The organism is Salinimicrobium soli (assembly GCF_048323655.1).
Taxonomy (GTDB): Bacteria; Bacteroidota; Bacteroidia; order Flavobacteriales; family Flavobacteriaceae; genus Salinimicrobium; species Salinimicrobium soli.
The window spans coordinates 217,700-237,594 of sequence record NZ_JBLUWW010000001.1 but is presented as its reverse complement, the minus strand read 5'-3'; the positions used below and the strand labels follow the sequence as shown (position 1 = coordinate 237,594).

General features: G+C 42.9%; 23 protein-coding genes. 19 read left to right on the top strand and 4 right to left on the bottom strand.

Annotation, left to right across the window (positions count from 1 at the left end; genetic code table 11):
* Positions 1–63 precede the first annotated feature (63 nt).
* From ACNORC_RS01120 to ACNORC_RS01105, 4 genes are all read left to right on the top strand, one after another.
* Positions 64–528, top strand: a complete 465-nt coding sequence (locus ACNORC_RS01120) for a DUF4199 domain-containing protein (protein ID WP_418333737.1) — start codon at positions 64–66, stop codon at positions 526–528.
* Between the two features lie 92 nt (positions 529–620).
* Positions 621–1,094: a 50S ribosomal protein L21 gene (gene rplU / locus ACNORC_RS01115; protein ID WP_418333736.1), complete on the top strand. Its 474-nt coding sequence runs from the start codon at positions 621–623 to the stop codon at positions 1,092–1,094.
* A gap of 24 nt (positions 1,095–1,118) precedes the next feature.
* A complete protein-coding gene (rpmA, locus tag ACNORC_RS01110) occupies positions 1,119–1,379 on the top strand; it encodes a 50S ribosomal protein L27 (protein WP_418333735.1) in 261 nt (86 codons plus the stop codon).
* 94 nt (positions 1,380–1,473) lie between these two features.
* On the top strand, positions 1,474–1,812 hold the full coding sequence (locus ACNORC_RS01105) for a putative signal transducing protein (RefSeq protein ID WP_418333734.1): 339 nt from the start codon (positions 1,474–1,476) through the stop codon (positions 1,810–1,812).
* A gap of 59 nt (positions 1,813–1,871) precedes the next feature.
* Here ACNORC_RS01105 and ahcY read toward each other — a convergent pair whose 3' ends face one another.
* Positions 1,872–3,188, bottom strand: coding sequence for an adenosylhomocysteinase (ahcY, locus tag ACNORC_RS01100; RefSeq protein ID WP_418333733.1), 1,317 nt, complete (start codon positions 3,186–3,188; stop codon positions 1,872–1,874).
* 62 nt (positions 3,189–3,250) lie between these two features.
* On the opposite strand from ahcY, the gene ACNORC_RS01095 reads away from it, so the two are divergent.
* The 9 genes from ACNORC_RS01095 to ACNORC_RS01055 all read left to right on the top strand — a co-directional run bounded on the left by ACNORC_RS01095 (position 3,251) and on the right by ACNORC_RS01055 (position 10,229).
* The gene (locus ACNORC_RS01095) at positions 3,251–3,901 is read left to right on the top strand and encodes a 4'-phosphopantetheinyl transferase family protein (RefSeq protein ID WP_418333732.1); all 651 of its coding nucleotides are present in this window, start codon (positions 3,251–3,253) and stop codon (positions 3,899–3,901) included.
* Positions 3,898–4,632, top strand: coding sequence for a phosphoglycerol geranylgeranyltransferase (locus ACNORC_RS01090; protein ID WP_418333731.1), 735 nt, complete (start codon positions 3,898–3,900; stop codon positions 4,630–4,632). The genes ACNORC_RS01095 and ACNORC_RS01090 overlap by 4 nt, the downstream gene beginning before the upstream one ends.
* A 66-nt stretch (positions 4,633–4,698) precedes the next feature.
* A complete protein-coding gene (locus tag ACNORC_RS01085; RefSeq protein WP_418333730.1) occupies positions 4,699–4,959 on the top strand; it encodes a YkoF family thiamine/hydroxymethylpyrimidine-binding protein in 261 nt (86 codons plus the stop codon).
* Positions 4,943–5,575 carry a nicotinamide riboside transporter PnuC gene (gene pnuC / locus ACNORC_RS01080; RefSeq protein WP_418333729.1) on the top strand — a complete coding sequence of 211 codons (633 nt, stop codon included), beginning with the start codon at positions 4,943–4,945 and terminating at the stop codon, positions 5,573–5,575. Before ACNORC_RS01085 ends, pnuC begins: the two co-directional genes overlap by 17 nt.
* On the top strand, positions 5,536–6,114 hold the full coding sequence (locus ACNORC_RS01075; protein WP_418333728.1) for an AAA family ATPase: 579 nt from the start codon (positions 5,536–5,538) through the stop codon (positions 6,112–6,114). The genes pnuC and ACNORC_RS01075 overlap by 40 nt, the downstream gene beginning before the upstream one ends.
* Positions 6,104–7,654, top strand: coding sequence for a DUF4301 family protein (locus tag ACNORC_RS01070; RefSeq protein WP_418333727.1), 1,551 nt, complete (start codon positions 6,104–6,106; stop codon positions 7,652–7,654). The genes ACNORC_RS01075 and ACNORC_RS01070 overlap by 11 nt, the downstream gene beginning before the upstream one ends.
* Before the next feature lie 3 nt (positions 7,655–7,657).
* Entirely contained in the window at positions 7,658–8,059 is a 402-nt protein-coding gene (gene arfB / locus ACNORC_RS01065; protein ID WP_418333726.1) for an alternative ribosome rescue aminoacyl-tRNA hydrolase ArfB, read from the top strand.
* A gap of 198 nt (positions 8,060–8,257) precedes the next feature.
* Positions 8,258–8,590: a hypothetical protein gene (locus ACNORC_RS01060; protein WP_418333725.1), complete on the top strand. Its 333-nt coding sequence runs from the start codon at positions 8,258–8,260 to the stop codon at positions 8,588–8,590.
* A gap of 283 nt (positions 8,591–8,873) precedes the next feature.
* The gene (locus ACNORC_RS01055; protein ID WP_418333724.1) at positions 8,874–10,229 is read left to right on the top strand and encodes a sigma-54-dependent transcriptional regulator; all 1,356 of its coding nucleotides are present in this window, start codon (positions 8,874–8,876) and stop codon (positions 10,227–10,229) included.
* Here the strand turns inward: ACNORC_RS01055 and ACNORC_RS01050 are convergent.
* Positions 10,219–12,633, bottom strand: coding sequence for a hybrid sensor histidine kinase/response regulator (locus tag ACNORC_RS01050; protein ID WP_418333723.1), 2,415 nt, complete (start codon positions 12,631–12,633; stop codon positions 10,219–10,221). The genes ACNORC_RS01055 and ACNORC_RS01050 overlap by 11 nt on opposite strands.
* A 304-nt stretch (positions 12,634–12,937) precedes the next feature.
* Between ACNORC_RS01050 and ACNORC_RS01045 the strand changes: the two genes are divergently transcribed.
* Positions 12,938–15,298, top strand: a complete 2,361-nt coding sequence (locus tag ACNORC_RS01045) for a TonB-dependent receptor (RefSeq protein ID WP_418333722.1) — start codon at positions 12,938–12,940, stop codon at positions 15,296–15,298.
* A gap of 48 nt (positions 15,299–15,346) precedes the next feature.
* Here ACNORC_RS01045 and ACNORC_RS01040 read toward each other — a convergent pair whose 3' ends face one another.
* Positions 15,347–15,775, bottom strand: a complete 429-nt coding sequence (locus tag ACNORC_RS01040) for a Rieske (2Fe-2S) protein (RefSeq protein WP_418333721.1) — start codon at positions 15,773–15,775, stop codon at positions 15,347–15,349.
* Positions 15,776–15,890: 115 nt separating this feature from the next.
* Between ACNORC_RS01040 and greA the strand changes: the two genes are divergently transcribed.
* The 3 genes from greA to ACNORC_RS01025 all read left to right on the top strand — a co-directional run bounded on the left by greA (position 15,891) and on the right by ACNORC_RS01025 (position 17,300).
* A complete protein-coding gene (greA, locus tag ACNORC_RS01035) occupies positions 15,891–16,367 on the top strand; it encodes a transcription elongation factor GreA (protein ID WP_418333720.1) in 477 nt (158 codons plus the stop codon).
* Between the two features lie 133 nt (positions 16,368–16,500).
* Positions 16,501–16,890, top strand: a complete 390-nt coding sequence (locus ACNORC_RS01030; protein ID WP_418333719.1) for an HIT family protein — start codon at positions 16,501–16,503, stop codon at positions 16,888–16,890.
* Entirely contained in the window at positions 16,890–17,300 is a 411-nt protein-coding gene (locus ACNORC_RS01025) for an acyl-CoA thioesterase (protein WP_418333718.1), read from the top strand. The genes ACNORC_RS01030 and ACNORC_RS01025 overlap by 1 nt, the downstream gene beginning before the upstream one ends.
* Here the strand turns inward: ACNORC_RS01025 and ACNORC_RS01020 are convergent.
* Positions 17,284–18,444, bottom strand: a complete 1,161-nt coding sequence (locus tag ACNORC_RS01020) for a sensor histidine kinase (protein ID WP_418333717.1) — start codon at positions 18,442–18,444, stop codon at positions 17,284–17,286. The two genes, ACNORC_RS01025 and ACNORC_RS01020, sit on opposite strands and share 17 nt — an antisense overlap.
* A 113-nt stretch (positions 18,445–18,557) precedes the next feature.
* Here ACNORC_RS01020 and ACNORC_RS01015 point away from each other — a divergent pair, with 113 nt between their 5' ends.
* The gene (locus ACNORC_RS01015; protein WP_418333716.1) at positions 18,558–19,436 is read left to right on the top strand and encodes a flavin reductase family protein; all 879 of its coding nucleotides are present in this window, start codon (positions 18,558–18,560) and stop codon (positions 19,434–19,436) included.
* Between the two features lies 1 nt (position 19,437).
* Positions 19,438–19,809 (top strand): DUF3127 domain-containing protein, encoded by a 372-nt coding sequence (locus ACNORC_RS01010; protein WP_418333715.1) that lies wholly within the window; start codon positions 19,438–19,440, stop codon positions 19,807–19,809.
* Positions 19,810–19,895: the final 86 nt, after the last annotated feature.

The following is a 19,895-nucleotide window of genomic DNA, read 5'->3' as shown; positions in this document are numbered from 1 at the left end:
AAGGGAGAGTTCCTTTAATTTTTTGGAAATTTATACAAACGAGTAATCCAAAAACAACACCTCATGAAACGATCTTCTATACCATTGATGTATGGAATCTACATAGCAATTGGACTAATTGCTTATTTTTTGATCCTTGCAATCTTTGGCCTCCATAAATATCCGGTCTACAGTGTTTTTAATGTTGTGATCACAGCGGGTGGCATGTATTTATCCATCAAAAAATATAGAAGTCAAAAAGGTGCTAAATTCAAGTACCAAAAAGGCTTTACGGCCGGTCTTTCTACAGGATTCATTGCGACCATTATCTTCACTGCATTTTTTGCTATCTATGCAAGTGAATTGAACCCCACTTTTTCCAAGGAACTTGTTACCATGTGGGAAGCAGACTGGTTTGTAAATATTGGCATGCTGGTCTTCACGGTCGCCCTTATGGGCTTTGCCACTTCCTTTGTGCTGGCTCTCAGCTTTATGCAGTTGCTTAAAGACAGCTGGAACACTGCTGAAGGAAGAAAACACACATATTAAAACAATACTTTGCAAATTAAGGATTTAGGGTTATATTTGCACCCGCTTGAAAAATATCAGGCAGTGAAAAATAAACCCTTAATTAATTCGCTATGTACGCAATTGTAGAGATAGCAGGGCAGCAATTTAAAGTTGCAAAAGACCAGAAAGTGTTTGTACACCGTTTGGCAGGAGAAGAAGGAGACAAGGTTTCCTTTGACAAAGTTCTTCTGACAGGTGACGGAGATAACATCACTTTAGGCGCCCCAGCTATAGACGGAGCTTTGGTTGAAGCTAAGATCACCAGGCACCTAAAAGGAGACAAAGTAATTGTTTTCAAAAAGAAAAGAAGAAAAGGTTACCGTGTTAAGAATGGTCACCGTCAGGCACTAACCGAGATTTCTATTGAAGGAATTTCTGTATCAGGTTCTAAAAAATCTACTTCGGCTAAAAAAGAGGAAACTACTTCTTCTGAAAAAGACTTAAGTTCACACACAGTTGCCGAACTAAGAGAAATGGCTAAAGAAAAAGGAGTTGAAGGTTACTCTTCCATGAAAAAAGCCGAATTAATTGCTGCTTTAAGCTAAGTATAACCGTAAAAACGAAAGAAAATGGCTCACAAAAAAGGAGTTGGTAGTTCCAAGAACGGTAGAGAATCAGAATCGAAACGCCTTGGTGTTAAGATCTTTGGTGGACAGGCAGCCGTAGCCGGAAATATCATCGTTAGACAAAGAGGTACTGCTCACAATCCAGGAGAGAATGTGTATGCAGGAAAAGACCATACATTACATGCCAAAGTTGATGGTATCGTAAAATTCACTAAAAAGAAAGACAATAAGTCTTACGTTTCTATTGAACCGTTCCAGGCTTAATTAGCTTACTTTTAAAAGTTTAAAAACCCCTTCTGTTAATTCAGAAGGGGTTTTTTTGTATCTTTAAGTAGGTCGTTACTAATCCATGGTCGCCATGAGATATATAACTGTATATACTACCACAGATAAAAGTGAGGTCTCGGTCTTAAAAAGCCTTTTTGAAAAGAGTAAAATAGACTTCCAGCTGCAGGAAGAAAAACCACCTCCTGCAGGAGAAAGACCAATTCCCGAAAAGCGTTTCCAGGTCAATGAAAAAGACAGGGAGAAGGCGCGGGAAATACTGCACGAGACCGGATACCTGCGGGTACAAACACATCAAAATCAATCAACTTCCCGAAAGCCTATGAAAAGATGGATCTTCCTTTTTTTAGCCGCTCTAATTCTGGTGCTGGTCATTTTGCTCATCACCTGGTTCATGAATCCGGACATATAAAAAAATCCCCTCCAAAAATGACATTTTAGAGGGGATTGTATTTTGACTTTTTTTAAGTCTTAGTATCTGTAGTATTCCGGTTTGAATGGTCCGGTTACTTCTACGCCAATATATTTTGCCTGCTCCTCAGAAAGTTCCGTCAGCTCAACGCCGATCTTTTCAAGGTGTAAAGCCGCAACTTTTTCATCTAAATGCTTTGGAAGCATATAAACTTTGTTTTCGTATTCTCCATTGTTTTTCCAAAGCTCGATCTGTGCCAGCGTTTGGTTGGTAAAAGAGTTACTCATTACAAAACTTGGATGTCCTGTTGCACACCCCAGGTTTACCAATCGGCCTTCAGCAAGAAGGATGATATCTTTTCCATCGATAGTGTACTTATCTACCTGTGGTTTGATCTCTACTTTCGTATTTCCGTAGTTTTCGTTCAACCAGGCTACCTGGATCTCATTGTCAAAATGCCCAATGTTGGCTACAATGGTCTTGTCTTTCATCGCTTTGAAGTGTTCGGCTCTTACGATGTCTTTATTTCCGGTGGTAGTGATCACGATATCAGCTTTAGGAAGTACTGTTTCCAGTTTCTTCACTTCAAAACCGTCCATAGCTGCCTGTAGGGCACAAATAGGATCAATTTCGGTAACAGTGACGATAGAGCCAGCACCTCTAAATGAAGCTGCGGTTCCTTTACCAACGTCTCCGTATCCACAAACCACTACTCGTTTTCCGGCAAGCATCACATCGGTTGCACGACGAATAGCATCTACAGCACTCTCTCTACATCCGTATTTATTGTCGAATTTCGATTTTGTAACCGAATCGTTCACGTTGATGGCCGGCATTACAAGAGTTCCGTTCTTCATGCGCTCATACAATCTATGAACACCTGTAGTGGTCTCTTCTGAAAGTCCTTTGATCCCTTCGGCAAGTTCAGGGTATTTGTCAAAAACCATATTGGTTAGATCACCTCCGTCATCAAGGATCATATTCAGTGGTTTTCTCTCTTCTCCAAAGAAAAGAGTTTGCTCTATACACCAGTCAAATTCTTCCGCAGTCATTCCCTTCCATGCATAAACAGGAATGCCGGCAGCAGCGATCGCAGCCGCAGCCTGATCCTGGGTAGAGAAGATGTTACAGGAGCTCCAGGTCACTTCTGCACCAAGAGCTACAAGGGTCTCGATCAATACCGCTGTTTGAATGGTCATGTGAAGACAACCTGCAATTCGGGCACCTTTTAATGGCTGCTCGTCCTTATATTCTTCCCTAAGGGACATAAGGCCCGGCATTTCGGCTTCGGCAAGTTCTATTTCTTTTCTTCCCCATTCGGCCAGGGAAATATCTTTTACTTTATACGCAGTATAGGGTACTGTTTTCGTTGACATATTATTATATTTGATTTAGCATTTTCAGAAGTGCAAAAGTACTGAATATCTAACAGTTTTTTATGCCCCTTTACAAAACAATAACAATAAATCCCGGAACTAAAGTCCTCATTTGGAAGATCGAAGAATCTTATGAGTACCTAAGCCGGGGGATAGATCTTACGGCTCATTGCCGGGAGCGGGTAGATGGCATGAAAAGCGATATTCACCGCCGCGGCTTTATGAGTGTGCGCCACCTTTTGGCCGAAGAGGGATATACCGACCACGATCTTTACTACGATGAAGAGGGGAAGCCGCATTTAAGGGACGGGAAGTATATTTCGATCACCCACTCTTTTACGTTTTCAGCCATTATTGTAGGAGACCGTAAAGTAGGTATCGATATTGAAAAACAGCGGGAAAAGATCCTCCTCATCGCTCCTAAATTCACACCTCTTGAAGAGTATCGCACTTTGGCCAATGTAGATGCCCTAATAAGGAAATTGACGATTGTCTGGGGCGCCAAGGAGGCGGTCTACAAATTATATGCGAAGCCAAAAGTGAGCTTTTTGCAGCATATTAATATTACCGATTTTGATTTTGATGATCAAAAGACCACCGGAAAGATCTTTTTTCAGGGCGTGACCAGCTGGTATGATTTTGAGTTTCTGGAATTCGAAGGCTTTACCTGTGTCTACGCTTTTTCCATAGATGAAAATCCGGAAAAAGAATGAGGTTTTTAAAGGCAATCAAGCAGGCGGTAGCGTCCCGGGAAAAAATGCTGGCCGTGCTGATCGACCCTGATAAGTTTGACCCGAACCTTTCCGCAGATTTTCTTCGGAAGCTCCCGAAGAACACCACTCATATTCTTATTGGCGGAAGTACCGATGCCAATGGCCGTACCGAAACTTGTGTAAAGACGGTTAAAGCTGAAACTTCGCTGCCGGTCATCTTGTTTCCCGGAGACCATACCCACATAACGGCTGCTGCCGATGCTATCCTTTTTCTAAGTCTGCTTTCCGGAAGAAATCCCGAATACCTGATAGGTCAACAGATCAAATCTGTGGGAAAACTTCGGAATTCAAATCTTGAGATCATTCCCACAGGATATATCCTGATAGATGGTGGAAAGGAGAGTGCCGTACAACGGGTGAGTGGTACCAGCCCAATTTCCCAACAAGATCCCAACCTGATCATCGATACTGCCCTGACCGGAAAGTTTTCGGGAAAAAAGCTGATCTACCTGGAAGCCGGAAGTGGAGCACTGCAACCGGTGCATCCGGAAATAATCAGTGCTGTGAAAACGGCAGTTCAGATTCCGGTGATCGTGGGCGGCGGAATCCGAACGCTTCGTCAACTGGAAAAGGCTTATGCTGCCGGCGCAGATATGGTAGTGGTAGGCACCGCTTTTGAAAAAGGGGAATTTTTCAGTTTAAAAAATAAGGCCACCATTCAGGATTTTTAGAAAAAGTCCTGTAAAACCCGCTATTCTTGCTACTTTTGGATCAGTAGTAATCTAAATTATTTAAAGATGCAGATTTCTGTGGAGCTTGCGCTCACGCCACTTCAGGATGATTTTGAAGCCCCTGTGAAGAATTTTATAAAAAAGCTGAGAACTTCAGGTTATACGGTGATGGAAAACCCGTTGAGCACCCAGATCTATGGAGATTACGACGGGATCATGAAATTTTTGACAGAAGAGGTGAAGGAAGCCTTTGAAGCTGTAGATCATATAATAGTCACCATTAAGATTGTGAAAAGCAACAGGAGCAACTATGCAGCCGATTTTTGATTTCCTGTTCCAACAATACCAGGATTATCCTACTCTTTATATAGTTCTTGAAATAATTGCCGTTATTTTCGGGTTCTTTTCTGTCTGGTATTCCAAACAGGAAAATATTCTTGTCTATCCCACAGGGATCATAAGTACGGTCATTTTTGTCTACCTTCTGTGGCAATGGGAATTGCTGGGTGATATGATGATCAATTTCTATTACTCCACCATGAGCATCTACGGGTGGTATGTGTGGACGCGAAAAGTGGATGCCGTTCATTTTATACCCATCACAAAGGCCACTCAAAAAGAGCATTTTTGGAGCGCTTTAATTTTTGTTGGTACATGGCTGTTCACCTTTGGCATTTATGACTACTTCGATAAGTGGAATAGCTGGACCGCGTATGTAGACACCATAACCACCGCTATTTTCTTTGTAGGAATGTGGCTCATGGCCCGTAAGAAACTCGAAAATTGGATCTACTGGATAATCGGGGACATTATCTCGGTTCCGTTGTATTTCTACAAAGGCCTTACCTTTACAAGCCTGCAATATTTTGCATTTACAATAATTGCCGTTTACGGATACAAGACATGGAGAAAAAGCTTGAGCAGCGGCCACGTGACATCCTGAGAATAGTTCTGTACGGACCTGAATCTACCGGGAAAACAACTCTTGCCCAAAGGTTAGCCGAACATTTCAATACAGAATGGGTTCCGGAATTCTCCCGGGATTATCTTCAGAAAAAGTGGGATGAGGAAAAACTGATCTGCCAACCTGAGGACATTTTGCCAATTGCCCAGGGACAGATAGAACTGGAGAATGAGCTGGCAGAGAAGGCTGAAAAAGTTCTTTTTTGCGATACCAATCTGCTGGAAACGGTAGTGTATTCACAGGCTTATTATGAAGGATATTGTGAGCCTGCTGTTCTTAAACATGCGTTAAAGGCTCATTACGATCTCTATTTTTTGATGTATATTGACGTTCCGTGGGTTGAAGACGATTTGCGGGACCGCCCCTTTGACCGGGAATTGATGTTCTCTAAATTCAAACAACCCCTAGAAGATTACAACAAGCCATATAGAATCCTGAAAGGAGATTTTCAGGAACGATTTGACATGGCGGTAAAAATTATTGAAGAACTTTTAAAAGATAAACAAGTTGGGCTTTAGTGAAAAAGATCTTTCTCAGATCGAAAAAAAAGGAATTACTTCTGAAAAAGTTGAAAAACAGATACAAATCTTCAAAAGGGGAAATATCACGGTTAATATCAGGGAAGCAGCGACTCCCAGAAACGGAATCCTTCAGATACACGAACCCGAAAGAACCGATCTCATTAGGCTCTATGATACCCGTTGCGACAAGTTAAACATTCTGAAATTTGTTCCGGCTTCCGGGGCAGCTACCAGGATGTTCAAGGCTCTTTACAATTTTGTAAAGGAATTTGAGCCGCAACAAGAAACGCTGGAGCAATATCTCAATCGCAAGAACAACCAGAAGCTGGAGACATTCTTCAGCAGAATGAAAGAACTGCCTTTCTATGACGAGGTTGTAAAGCAGGTGCACCAAAACCATCCAAAATTTGAAGAACTCACTGAGGAAAAACAACAACTCATCCTTGTACGCAGCATGCTCGAAAAAGAAGGACTTAACCTTGGTGATCAGCCAAAAGGGCTGGTGCCATTTCACAAGTACGACGGCTCAACCGCAACTGCTTTTGAAGAGCACCTGAGAGAGACGGCAGATTATGCCACTTCCCACCAAAAGGTTAGGATCCATTTTACCGTTGCCGAAGAGCATCGGGAGAAATTCGAAGAAGAAGCAAGACAAATAATTCCGAGACTTGAAAAGGAGACCGGAGTGAAATTCGATATTTCCTACTCCTATCAGGATCCGCGTACCGATACCATTGCAGTTACTCATGAGAATGAACCTTTTCGGGATGAGAAAGGGGAACTGTTCTTTCGCCCGGGAGGCCATGGCGCCCTGATCGAAAACCTCAATCAGCAGGATGCAGATCTTATTTTCATAAAGAATATTGATAATGTGGTGGTGCCAAGATTCCGAAAGGAACTGGCAGAGAATAAAAGGATGCTTGCAGGAAAGCTTCTAAAACTTCAGGAAAAGACTTTTGGATATCTGAAAGCTCTGGAAGGAAGTCCGTCTGAAAATGAGCTGGAGGAAATGATCCGGTTTTTAAAGAAGGAGTTGAATTCCGGATTAAGTGTCAACTTCTCAGAACTTTCCGAAGAAGAAAAAATAGATATCCTTAAGAGAAAGCTTAACCGGCCTATCAGGGTCTGCGGAATGGTAAAGAATGAAGGAGAGCCGGGTGGCGGACCGTTTTGGGTTACTCACAAATCAGGAGAGATATCCCTGCAGATCGTGGAAAGTTCCCAGATCGACCACGACAATTTTCAGCAAAGTAAGATCGCCCAGGAAGCAACCCATTTCAATCCTGTTGATGTAGTTTGCTCTTTTAAAGATTATAGAGGAAATAAATTCGACCTGCACGATTTTGTGGATGAAGACACCAGTTTCATTGCCAATAAGACCAAAGACGGAAAGGAGCTGAAAGCTCTCGAACTTCCCGGATTATGGAACGGCGGAATGGCCGGCTGGATCACCATTTTTGTGGAGGTGCCAGTTGAGACCTTTAACCCTGTAAAGACAGTGGCCGATCTTCTTAAGCCAACCCATCAGGTACGGTAAGTTTTGGACGAGAAGAAACTAATTCAGGAGCTTGATTACAAAGCTGTAAGGAGTTCTGGTGCCGGAGGTCAAAACGTCAACAAAGTCTCCAGTAAAGTAGAACTTCATTTTAATTTACCGGCTTCCCAAGCATTTTCAGAAACAGAAAAACAGCGGGTGTTAAAAAAGCTGCAGAACAGGCTCACCAACAGTGAAGAGTTGATCCTGCAATGCGACGAATCCCGAAGCCAGCACAAGAACAAGGAACTGGTTACCCAGCGATTCCTGGAACTCATGCGGCAGGCCATCATAAAACCTAAGCCCAGAAAGAAGACTAAACCTCCCAAAGCGGCGAAACTTAAACGCCTGCGCGAGAAAAAGATCAATGCCGAGAAAAAGGCGGCTAGAAAAGATCCTCTTAAATAGCAAATTTCTTCCTTTTCCTTTCCAAAAATGAGGAAGAATTCCCCACGATTCTGTGGAATTTTCCCAAATTCCCACAGAGTTCCAAAAAAGCAAAATTATGTAAAGACCCTGAAATCAGGACTTTTGAGTAGTTCATCCGAGTATGGAATGCTTATAGCTTATCCATATTCAAATATTAACAACAAAATTTATTGAACTATGAAAAAGATATGTTTAACAGTAGTAGCTGCTTCAGCAATGTTATTTTCTGCCCAAAACCTTTCAGCGCAGGTAGCAGTTGAGGAGCAGGTAGCCGTGGAGGCAACCGTTTCTCAGGATTCTGAATACACCCAAATCGAGATCACTGATCTTCCTGCGGAAGTACAACAGGCTTTGGAACGCGATTATGAAGGTGCCGTCATCACTGAAGCCTACGTAAAAGAGGTTGAAGGGGCGAAGGAATTTAAACTGGTTGTGAAAACTGCAAAAGGTGAAGAGAAAGAGCTTCATGCAGATGCAGAAGGTAATTGGATCGATCAGGACCAGGAATAAACCTAACACCTGTCAAAAGAGAAGCCGACTCTGGGTGGCAAATGCCCGGCCGGAACATGCAGATCAATTTTTGGACTTTATAGGAAGGCCTTTTTAACTGACCAATTAAAAGCCTTCTATAGAATTCAATAGATACCGGGACATTTGATAAATGGAAGTTAAAATCTTACCTGCTTAGGTAGAGATTTTGAGGAAGGAGCTGTTTAACAGCTCCTTTTTTTATGTTTATTTTTGGGTTTAGGCTATTTTAAAGTTCTAATTTTGTGAATATTCAAGATCTGCTATGGCCAAAATCCTGTTAGTTGAAGACGATGTGGCGTTTTGCACAATGCTCAAGACTTTCTTAATCAAGAACAAATGCGAAGTAGACGCTGCTTTTTCTGCAAAAGAGGCTTTAAATCTCATCGATGATAATAGGTATGATCTTGTAATTTCAGATGTTCGTTTGCCCGACAGGGAAGGTCTGGAGGTGCTGCGGGCTGTCAAAGAAACCAATCCCGAAACCGGCGTTATAATGATGACCAGTTATGCTGAGATCAGCATGGCTGTAAATGCGATGAAAGAAGGGGCAATTGACTATTTAGCTAAACCCTTTCATCCTGAAGTGATCCTGGAGGCCATCAATTCTGCCATGGATTCCGGAAAAAAGGAAAAGGAGGCCACCCGAAAATCTCCCCGCAGAAAAACTGCAAATGAAGCCTCAAAAAATACATTTATTGCCGGGGTTAGTGAAGCTTCAGAAAAACTGAATAATTACATTGATCTGGTTGCTCCCACTAATATGTCTGTGCTGATCATGGGCGAAAGCGGGACCGGCAAAGAACAGATCGCGAAAAGCATCCACCATAAAAGCAAGAGAAAAGAAGCACCGTTCATTGCAGTAGATTGTGGTGCGATTCCGCGGGAATTGGCATCGAGTGAGTTCTTTGGTCATGTCAAAGGTTCTTTTACAGGTGCAGTGACCAACAAAACAGGTCATTTTGAGGCTGCTAATGGTGGTACACTTTTCCTGGATGAGATTGGAAATTTAAACTATGAACTGCAGGTGCAGCTGCTAAGAGCTTTGCAAGAACGTAAAGTGAAACCTGTAGGTAGCAACGAAGAAATCAAGGTAGACATAAGAGTGATCACTGCAACCAATGAAGATCTTTTCACACTGGTCCAAAAAGGGGATTTTAGAGAAGATCTTTATCACCGTCTCAATGAATTTTCCATTCAGGTGCCGGCTTTAAAGAGCAGGCAGGAAGACCTGATGATCTTTGCCAATTTCTTCCTTGACAGTGCCAATGAGGAACTGGAAAAGGACGTGGAAGGTTTTTCTGATGAGGTGGTAGCAGCTTTCAAAAAATACAATTGGCCGGGAAATCTTCGGGAATTGAAAAATGTGGTTAAGAGAGCCGTATTACTTTCCGAAGGAGACACTATAACCACTTCAGTATTGCCCCGCGAAATTACAGAGGCCGGCAAAAAAGAAGAACCGGAACAAAATTACAGCCTTTTTAAGAACAAGAATGAGCAGGAATTGATCCTCGAGGCGCTGGAAAAAACCCACGGGAATAAAAGCAAGGCAGCTCGTCTACTATCTATTGACCGCAAAACGCTCTACAATAAACTCAAACAGTATGGGATCAATCTTTGATCTCAAGCCGCAGTTCCGTTACCAGCCTGTTTGCTTTTTTATTAAAATCCTTCAGATCAATAGATCGTATTTCTTCGGTCGTGCCTCTTTCCAGGGTTTCCAAGGGGGGAACGAGATAATTGGCTTTTAACTGCCTTATCATTGGCAGCATTTTATGAGCTATGTTGGAAACCTTCTCGTAATTCCCACGCAGGTATTCAAGGTCCAGCGCCTGTAGATTTTCGGTGGTACTGCTAATAAAAGCCGTAAGAATAGAATTCATAGCTTGCTGGTCTTCTCCTGCAAAGGTCTTTACTTCGGAAAGTGAATAGATCCCATTGCGCTCATCTTCCTTTATGGTACTGTTTTGTTTCTTCTGAATTTCAATTTTCAGTACGTCCTCTATAATTTGTAGCAGCCTTTGAGAAGAATAGGGTTTCAAAAGACTGCCTTTAAATCCCATTTTTAGATAGTCTACAGAACTGACGTTTGCCTGCCCTGAAAGAGCAATTACAGGAGTATCCTGAATTTCAGGATCTTTTTGAATGGCTTTAAGGAGGCCGACGCCGTCCATTTCGGGCATTTGAATATCTGTCAGGACCAAATCGAAATGTCCCTTTTTGAGTTTTTCAAGCGCTTCCTGTCCATTTCGCGCTGTGGAACAAGTCATTCCGGAAGCTTTTACCAGCTCCCGAAGCAATCCCAGTTGTGCAGGTTCATCGTCTACCAATAATACAGAAAGTTCTTTTTGTTCAGCGGAAAGCTGTACCTCAGGAATAGCTTTTTCGAAGGTGCGCGAGGTTAGTTTTACCGGGATCTGCACCAAAAATGTACTGCCTTTACCCGTTTCACTTTCCAGGCTTATCTCACCCTTAAGCAAATGCGTGAGTTTTTTACTGATAGCCAGCCCCAGGCCTGAGCCGCCGTACTTCTTTTCAATGCTACTGTCTTCCTGAGAAAACTCTTCAAACACTTTCTCTTTTTGTTCGGGCGAGATCCCAATTCCCGTGTCCTTTACCTGAATGTTCAACCAATGTCTCCTGTCGTGATATTCCAGCCAGCCCTTCACCTCAACGCTGCCTTTTTCGGTAAATTTGCAGGCATTGCTAACCAGGTTTGTCAATATTTGTTTTATCCTGAAGGGATCGGTGAGCACCCGTTGATCCAGCCTTGGAGAGACATCTGTGGATACCGTTACTTCTTTTGGTTTTTCAGGCGGAACGGCATTTTCTACGGTTTCTTCGATCAGGTTCTTCGGATTAAAAGCTAACTCCTCAATAGACATTTTTCCGGCTTCCAGGCGTGAAAGATCTAAAAGGTCGTTTACGAGATGTAACAGGTAATCTGAAGACTTTTTGAGCTGTTTCAGATATCGGTTTTGGGACCGGTCCAGATCTGTTTTTTCCATAAGTCCGGTGTAGCCAATAACCGCGTTCAGGGGCGATCGAAGGTCGTGTGTTACGGTATTCATGAACTGCTCCCTACTGCGCAGGAGAGATTCGGCGTAGGCTTTTGCCTTTTCCAGTTCCTTTCGGTATTGCTGACTTCGGGAAACATCTTTTAACACAAGGAAAACAAAGAACAGGATTACCAAGAGGCTGACAGCTCCTAAAAAGGCTATTATCTTGGAAGTATTTTCAACCGTGTCTTGCCAGTCTGCAACCTGTTGAAGGGAACTGTTACGTTCTTCAGCTTCAATGGCAGAAAGCAGTAGTCGTAATCTATTGTTAAGTTTGATCTCATTGTTCAGCAACTCGTTTTCTTGATTCCGAAGCTGGGTTTGATACTGCTGCTCCTGTCGCTCCAGGGAACTCAGCACTGATTTTACGGAACGCACTAAAGAATCTGCAGTGATCTCTGAAGGCTCGGGATTTTCCACCTGCGCGTATTCCAGCAGGCGAATCAGCAGACGGCGTTGGTGAGGTTCAAGATCTTTAAACCTCTGCTCATAGTTAGGATCCTGAAAAGATTCATCAACTTTCTGAAGTTCGGTAAGCACTCTGGAATAATAGCTGTCTGTTCCACCTTTAGCTCTCAGGTCCAACAGTGTTTCCAGGTTTTTAGTCTTTTCATTGAGCAAGGTTCCAATACTGTCGATCTCACGATCCAGGGAGCTATCAGCCTGAAAGGACTGCAGCCTTGAAAGCGTGTTTTTAATAGAATCTATTTTGGAGGTGTATTGTGGCAGGCTTTTAAGATCGCCGGTCTGGATCAACTGCCGGCTCAGACTTTCAGCCTCATACAGTTTTGTAGCAGCCTCGCCTACCAGGAGAAGTTTTCTATTCCCTATACTGTTCCTTTCTGACATTTGGCCATATCTAACCACCTGGTCATAGGTAAACCAGATCGCAAGACCGGCCAGAGCAGCCAACAGGAAATATCCCGCCAGAACCTTAAAGGGTATTGAAGATCTTTTTCGCGCCATAGGAGCCTGAAAAGTGTAAAATTAACGGCTTTTTGAATGAAACCCTTAAAAAATTGGTTAAATCCAAAAAAACCTTTTTACATTTGCCGCGTCTCAAAGGGGTGCCTAATCCCGGAATTGTTCCGGGAGAAAGCTGAGATCATACCCAACGAACCTGGGCAGGTAATGCTGCCAAGGGATCGGCGTTAAAAACGCTAAAGTATAGCACTCCTGAAAACCTTCAGTATGAATGGTTCTCAGGATTTTTTTTAACCATTATTGAACAGGAATAATTGCCCCTTTTATTCGTAGTAAATCTTTACGAATGAAAAATCTATTCTTACTGGTCAGTTTTTTTCTGATCTCCCTCAACAGTTTTGCTCAGGAATTCACCGTTTCCGGAAAAGTGACTGAAGGTGATATTCCTCTTTCTGCGGCCATAGTGCGGGTTGAAGGTGCTTCAAAAGGCACAGAAACCAACAGCGAGGGTAATTATTCTCTCACGCTCAATGCAGGTAAATATACACTTGTCTTTTCCCACGGAAATAAAAAAAGCATCGATATCAGCCTGACTGCTGATATGGTTTTGAATGTGGATTTGAGTGATGCCAAGGAGGAACTGGAAGAAGTATTTCTTTCTGCTGTCAGGGTTTCAGCCGAATCACCAATTACACACAGTAATTTAACTAACGAGGAGATCGCAGACCGCAATCTGGGGCAGGATATTCCAACGCTTATGCAGTATATGCCTGCTGTGGTGACTACCAGTGATGCCGGAGCCGGTATCGGGTACTCGGGCATCCGCGTTCGCGGAAGTGACGCTACCCGCGTTAACGTAACCATTAACGGAGTGCCGTACAATGACTCCGAGAGCCACGGTACTTTCTGGGTGAACCTGGGAGATTTTGCTTCTTCAGTGGAGAATTTGCAGCTTCAGCGGGGAGTAGGTACCTCTACGAACGGGGCCGGAGCTTTTGGTGCCAGTCTTAATATTCTGACCGATCGTTTTAATGTGAAACCTTCCGCAGAGATCTCCAACAGCTTCGGTTCTTACAATACCAGAAAACATACGGCAAAATTCAGTACCGGTCTTTTTGATGACCACTGGGAATTTGCAGGTAGGGCTTCGATCATAAAAAGTGACGGGTATATTGACCGTGCCTTTAGTGATCTTAAATCTTATTTTCTCCAGGGGACTTATGTCAACGGAGGTACCACCATTAAAGGGCTCACCTTTGGTGGGAGTGAGGTGACTTACCAGGCCTGGGACGGAATTGATGCTGAAACTCTTAAGACCGATCGTAAGTTCAACTATGCAGGGGCTTATGAGGACGAGCAGGGAAATCTGACGTTTTATGACAATCATGTGGATGACTATAAGCAGGATCATTACCAGTTACTCTGGAACCAGCGCTACGGCAATGGTTGGTCGTCAAATATGGCTCTCCACTACACCTACGGAAGAGGTTTTTACGAATCTTACCGTGCGGGAGAAGATCTTTCAGAATATGGGCTTGAGCCATTTACGGCTAATGGAGAACTTATCACCGAGTCAGACCTTGTGACCCGAAAGTGGCTGGATAATGATTTCTATGGCACTACTTTCAATGTTCAGTACGAAGAGGATCACCTCAATTTGATCGTTGGTGGCGCCTGGAACAATTATTTAGGAGATCATTTTGGAGAGATCGTATATACGAAATTTGCCCCAAGCAATGCTCCAATGGAGAGATATTATTACAATAACTCTCAAAAAAGTGATTTCAGCGTCTTTAGTAAGGCAACAGTTGCAGTTAGCGATGCTATTTCACTCTATGGAGATCTGCAATTAAGAAGGATCCATTATGAAGTAGACGGAGTGGAAGAGGAGGAAGTTCCTTTTATTGTAGATGACACCCACACCTTTTTTAATCCGAAAGTCGGGGTGACCTATGAATTGTCAAAAACCAACCAATTGTATTTTAGCTACGCCCGAGCGAATCGGGAACCCAATCGTACTGATTATGAAAACGGAAATCCAGAACCGGAGACACTAAATGATTATGAGCTTGGATGGCGCCATAGGACAAAAAATGTTGAGGTAAATACGAACCTCTACTACATGGGCTATGAAAATCAGCTGGTATTGACAGGAGAGTTGAATGATGTTGGTTCCCCTATCAGAAAGAACAGTGGTAACAGTTATAGGTTAGGACTGGAAGTGGATGCTATGCTGGCCCTTACCGACAAATTGAGATGGAGACCAAATATAGCCATCAGCAGGAACAAGAATGATGAGTGGTTTGCACCTTGGAATGGAGAACTTACAAGCTTTGGGAAGACCGACATTTCCTATTCCCCTGAAATTGTTGCCGGTAATATCATTGAGTACAGACCGGTTGAGAACCTGGAGTTAAAATTACTCACCAAATACGTGAGTGAGCAGTACATGAGTAATCTGGAATTGGAAAGTTCACTTTTGGAGAGCTACTTTGTGAATGACTTTAATGTGCAGTATACCTGGAATAACGCACCGCTTTTTAAACAAGTGGTATTCACCGGGCTGATAAATAACATTTTTGATGAGGAATATGTGTCTAACGGGTATTTCTACACCTATGAATATGAAGGGGTCACTTATGACGGAGCCGGTTATTATCCGCAGGCTACCCGTAACTTCCTGGTAGGAATGACACTACGATTCTAAGTTGAATAAGCTGTTTGTTTTTAAAGGCCTTCCTGTAAAGGAGGGTTTTTAGTTGGATACTTCCAGAACATTTCCGTTTCGCACCACCCGGTAAGGCTTCAGGGAATAGCTTCCCTGTCCTGCAATTGGTTGTCCCGTAATGATTGTGTAGACATTCCCGTCATCGCAGTTACAGGAGGCCTGAGTGCCATTTATGCTGAGGTAGGAACAGGTCTCCGGAATGTGATTGGGATCGGTCAGTTCAAAAGCCATATACTGGTCGTTGTTGAGGTTGTAGATCACAATGCCGTTGAGGCCGTAATTACGGGTCACGTATTGATTTCCCGGGAAATTTAGCTTATTATATTCGGGCAGGTTAAGATCGAGCCTAACGCTAAAGTTGAGGTCTGGCAGGTAAGGATTCCTTCTTATCTCCTCATCTCCCGAACAGGCTGTTAACAAAAAAAACAGGGAAACCAGATACAATAATCTTCTCATAAAACGTTTTTCCAAAGCTACAGGTTAAAATTGTACTGGATGTTTTAATTTAGTATATTTGTTTGAAATCCCGTCACCGAATGGGATTTTTTCTATTTATATAAACGACGAAGTTATGAGCAAAGTATCATACTATACCGCAGAAGGACTGAAGAAATTAAAGGATGAACTTAACCAGTTGAAGGATGTTGAGCGTCCCCGTGCTTCACAGGCTATTGCTGAAGCAAGGGACAAGGGAGACCTTAGTGAGAACGCTGAATATGATGCGGCCAAAGAAGCCCAGGGTTTACTTGAGATGAAGATCGCCAAATTGGAGGAGATCTATGCTAATGCCCGCCTAATTGATGAATCACAGTTGGATACTTCCAAGGCTTTGGTGCATTCTACAGTGAAAATAAAGAACCTTGGCAACGGTGCCGAAATGAAATACAAACTGGTGGCGCAGAGCGAAGCTGATCTTAAATCGGGAAAGATCTCTGTAGACAGCCCTATCGGAAAAGGCCTTTTAGGAAAGAAGGTGGGAGATAAAGCCGAAGTGCAGGTGCCTAACGGAAAGATCGAATTTGAGATCCTGGAGATCAGCAGGGACTAATCCTGTTTCTTCTGAAAAAAGCAAAATCCTTTCTTGATTGGTTTGAGAAAGGATTTTTTATTTCCCTTAGATTTGAGCTTTGGTCTGAAAATCCTAAATTGTACAGATAGACCAACCACAAAAAAATAAAGCTATGCCAACAATATTCACAAAGATCATCAATGGAGAGATTCCGGCCTATAAAGTAGCCGAAAATGACAAATTTCTGGCCTTTCTTGATATCAGGCCCAATGCAAAAGGCCACACTCTTTGCATCCCTAAAGAAGAGGTGAACAAACTATTTGACCTGGATGAGGATACTTATATGGAACTTATGGCTTTTTCCAGAAAGGTGGCTAAAGGCCTAGAAAAAGCGGTGGATTGCAAGCGAGTTGGAGTAGCCGTAGTAGGTCTCGAGGTGCCACACGTTCATGTTCACCTTATCCCACTGAACTCAATGGGAGATATGGATTTCTCACGAAATCTTTCATTTTCTGAAGAAGAATTTCAACAGATCGCTGACGATATCAAAAGCAAGATCTAATGGACCTGAATAATTTCAAACTATCGCTGGAGCTGCGCATTGACTTCAGTGACCTCGACATGTACAAACATGTCAATAATTTAACTTTTATCAGGTTCTTGCAATCGGGACGGGTGAATTTCTGGGAGGCCACCGGTTTGGCGACCCTTTTTTCAGAAACCAATAAAGGTGCAATCCTGGTTTCCACCCACTGCGATTTCAGAAAATCTCTTTTCTATCCTGGGAAGGCCATAGTAAAGACCAAACTGGCGTATATCAAGAACAGCAGTTTTGGTTTAGATCAGGTAATTCTAAACGAAAAAGGGGAGATTTGTGCTGAAGGGCGCGACATTGCTGTGTTTTTTGATTTCAGCAAGGATGAAGCCTTGCCTATTCCAAAAGACCTTAGGGAGACTATGCAGCAGTATTAACTTTGTGCAGTACTATCTCAAAGGTGGTGCCTTTGTTGATCTCGCTGCGCAAGACCCGGATCCTGCCCTGGTGATATTTTTCGATAATCCGTTTTGCCAGGGATAATCCTAGTCCCCAGCCTCTTTTTTTGGTAGTATAACCCGGCTCGAAAATTTGTTTGAATTTACTTTTTGAGATCCCTTTTCCGGTGTCCCTGATCAGGATATGAACATTTTTGGAGTCCTGCTTCAAACTTATTTCCAGTTCTCCCTTTCCTTTCATGGCATCTATGGAATTGCGCACCAGGTTCTCAATTGTCCAGCTGTAGAGCTGTGGATTAAGGTTTACCAGGATCTTTTCCTTCGGAAGCTCCAGTTTAAAATCAATGAGTTTAGAACTCCGGGCCTTTAGATAATCGAATGAATCTTTTGTCTTATCCACAATATCCACCGGCTGAAGGGTAGGTGCAGAACCTATTTTTGAAAAGCGTTCAGTAATGGTTTGTAACCTGTCCACATCTTTTTCGATCTCCTTAATGTAAACCGGATTAGTATTTTCCTCTTTCAGAATTTCTGTCCATCCAATAAGGGAAGAAAGCGGCGTTCCAATCTGGTGGGCGGTCTCCTTAGCCATTCCTGCCCAAAGTTTATTCTGTTCGCTGGTCTTTGTCGTGGTATAAAAGAAATAGATCACTCCCACAAAAAGGACAATGATAAGCAGCAGGGCTAACGGATAATATTTCAGCTTATTCAACAAGGGGGAATTCCCATAGTAAACCTGGTTGATGCGCCCCTCTCCCAGATCCATGGCAATAGGCTCGTTCTCTCCTTTGAGTTCCCGCAGGTAATCTTGCAGCTCTTCCTCGTTCGAAGTGATCTCTTCAGGAACATTTATCGCATCCACAATTTTACCATTCTCGTCGACCAGAATTGTAGGAATGCTGGAGTTGCTATTAATAATAGCGAGGTAAAGGTCAAGCCCGGTATCTGTATCCACCTGGTCTAAATACACCTGTGCCGAGGCCCAGATGTTCATCTTTGTCCTTTCCTCATCTTTGATGCGCTGGAAAAAAGCAATGGCATTCCAGACAATAAGGGTGACAATAATTAACGAGGTGAGGATTGTAAACCAGCGGCGAAAGTTTCGTTTGTCTGAAAACCTCATGAAGGCAAAGAGTTTGTGGCGTTTAAATATAATCGTTTTAAGGAAAATAATATTGTGGAAAGGCATTTTTCATTCCTAAGGCGGTTTCGTTACCTTTGTCAAAATTTCAAAGAATGCTCACTTTAGACCCAAAAGAATTACCTGTCGGAAAAATGCACCAGTACCTGCTGGGAGCTGTGGGGCCACGTCCCATCGCTTTTGCCAGTACCGTTGATGAGCAGGGAAGGCCCAACCTTTCTCCCTTTAGCTTTTTCAACGTTTTTAGTGCAAATCCGCCGGTACTCATATTTTCTCCTGCCAGAAGGGGTCGTGATAATACGGTGAAGCATACCTACACGAATGCCAAAACTACCATGGAAGTGGTGATCAATGTGGTGAACTACGACATTGTGCAGCAGGTTTCCCTTTCCAGTACCGAATACGCCGAAGGTGTCAATGAATTTGAAAAAGCAGGTTTTACCATGCTTCCTTCCGAAGTTGTAAAACCCTTTAGAGTGGCGGAATCACCGGTGCAATTTGAATGCAGGATCAATGAGATAGTAGAATTAGGTAATGAGGGAGGCGCCGGAAATCTTGTTATTTGTGAGGTGCTAAAAATGCATATTAAGGAGGAAATTTTGGATGAAAAGGGCTATATTGACCAGCACAAAATTGACCTGGTGGCCCGTATGGGAGGGAACTGGTATACCCGTGCTCTCTCCGGAATGTTTGAAGTGCCAAAACCATTGCAGACTTTAGGAATAGGAGTGGATTCTATTTCAGAAGAGATCAGAAATAGTAAGGTTTTGACCGGAAATGATCTTGGGAAACTAGGAAATGTTGAGAAATTACCCACTTCCGAAGAAGTAAAGGAATTTTTGAATCAAGACGGAAACCTGGCCGGGCTGCTGAAATCGAACGATGAAGAGGAGATCCATAAAAAGGCCAAAGAATATTTAGAGAACAATGAGCCGGCAGTAGCCTGGAAAATATTATTAGCAAAAAAAATGTGATATGGAAGTACAAGGAAAGATTAAAATGTTAGGGGAAACCAAAACCTTTGGAAATAACGGGTTTAGAAAAAGAGAAGTGGTGATCACTACAGAGGAGCAATATCCTCAGCACATCCTTATTGAATTTGTACAGGACAAATGTGACCTGTTGAACAACTATGCCGTTGGACAACCGGTGAAGGTAGGTGTGAATCTTCGCGGACGTGAGTGGGTAAACCCTCAGGGCGAAACAAAATATTTCAACTCTGTTCAGGGTTGGAGAATTGAGAACCTGGCTGCTCAAAGTCAGGGGGGCGCTCCTGTGCCTCCGGCAGATCAGTTTGAGCCTGCAAATGATCTGAATGATGAGGATTATGATGATCTTCCATTTTAAGGAATTGATAAATTAGGAAAGCCCGCGAACGAAAGTTCAGCGGGCTTTTTTTATTTCTGCCAATTAAGTATTTTTCAAAAAAAGAA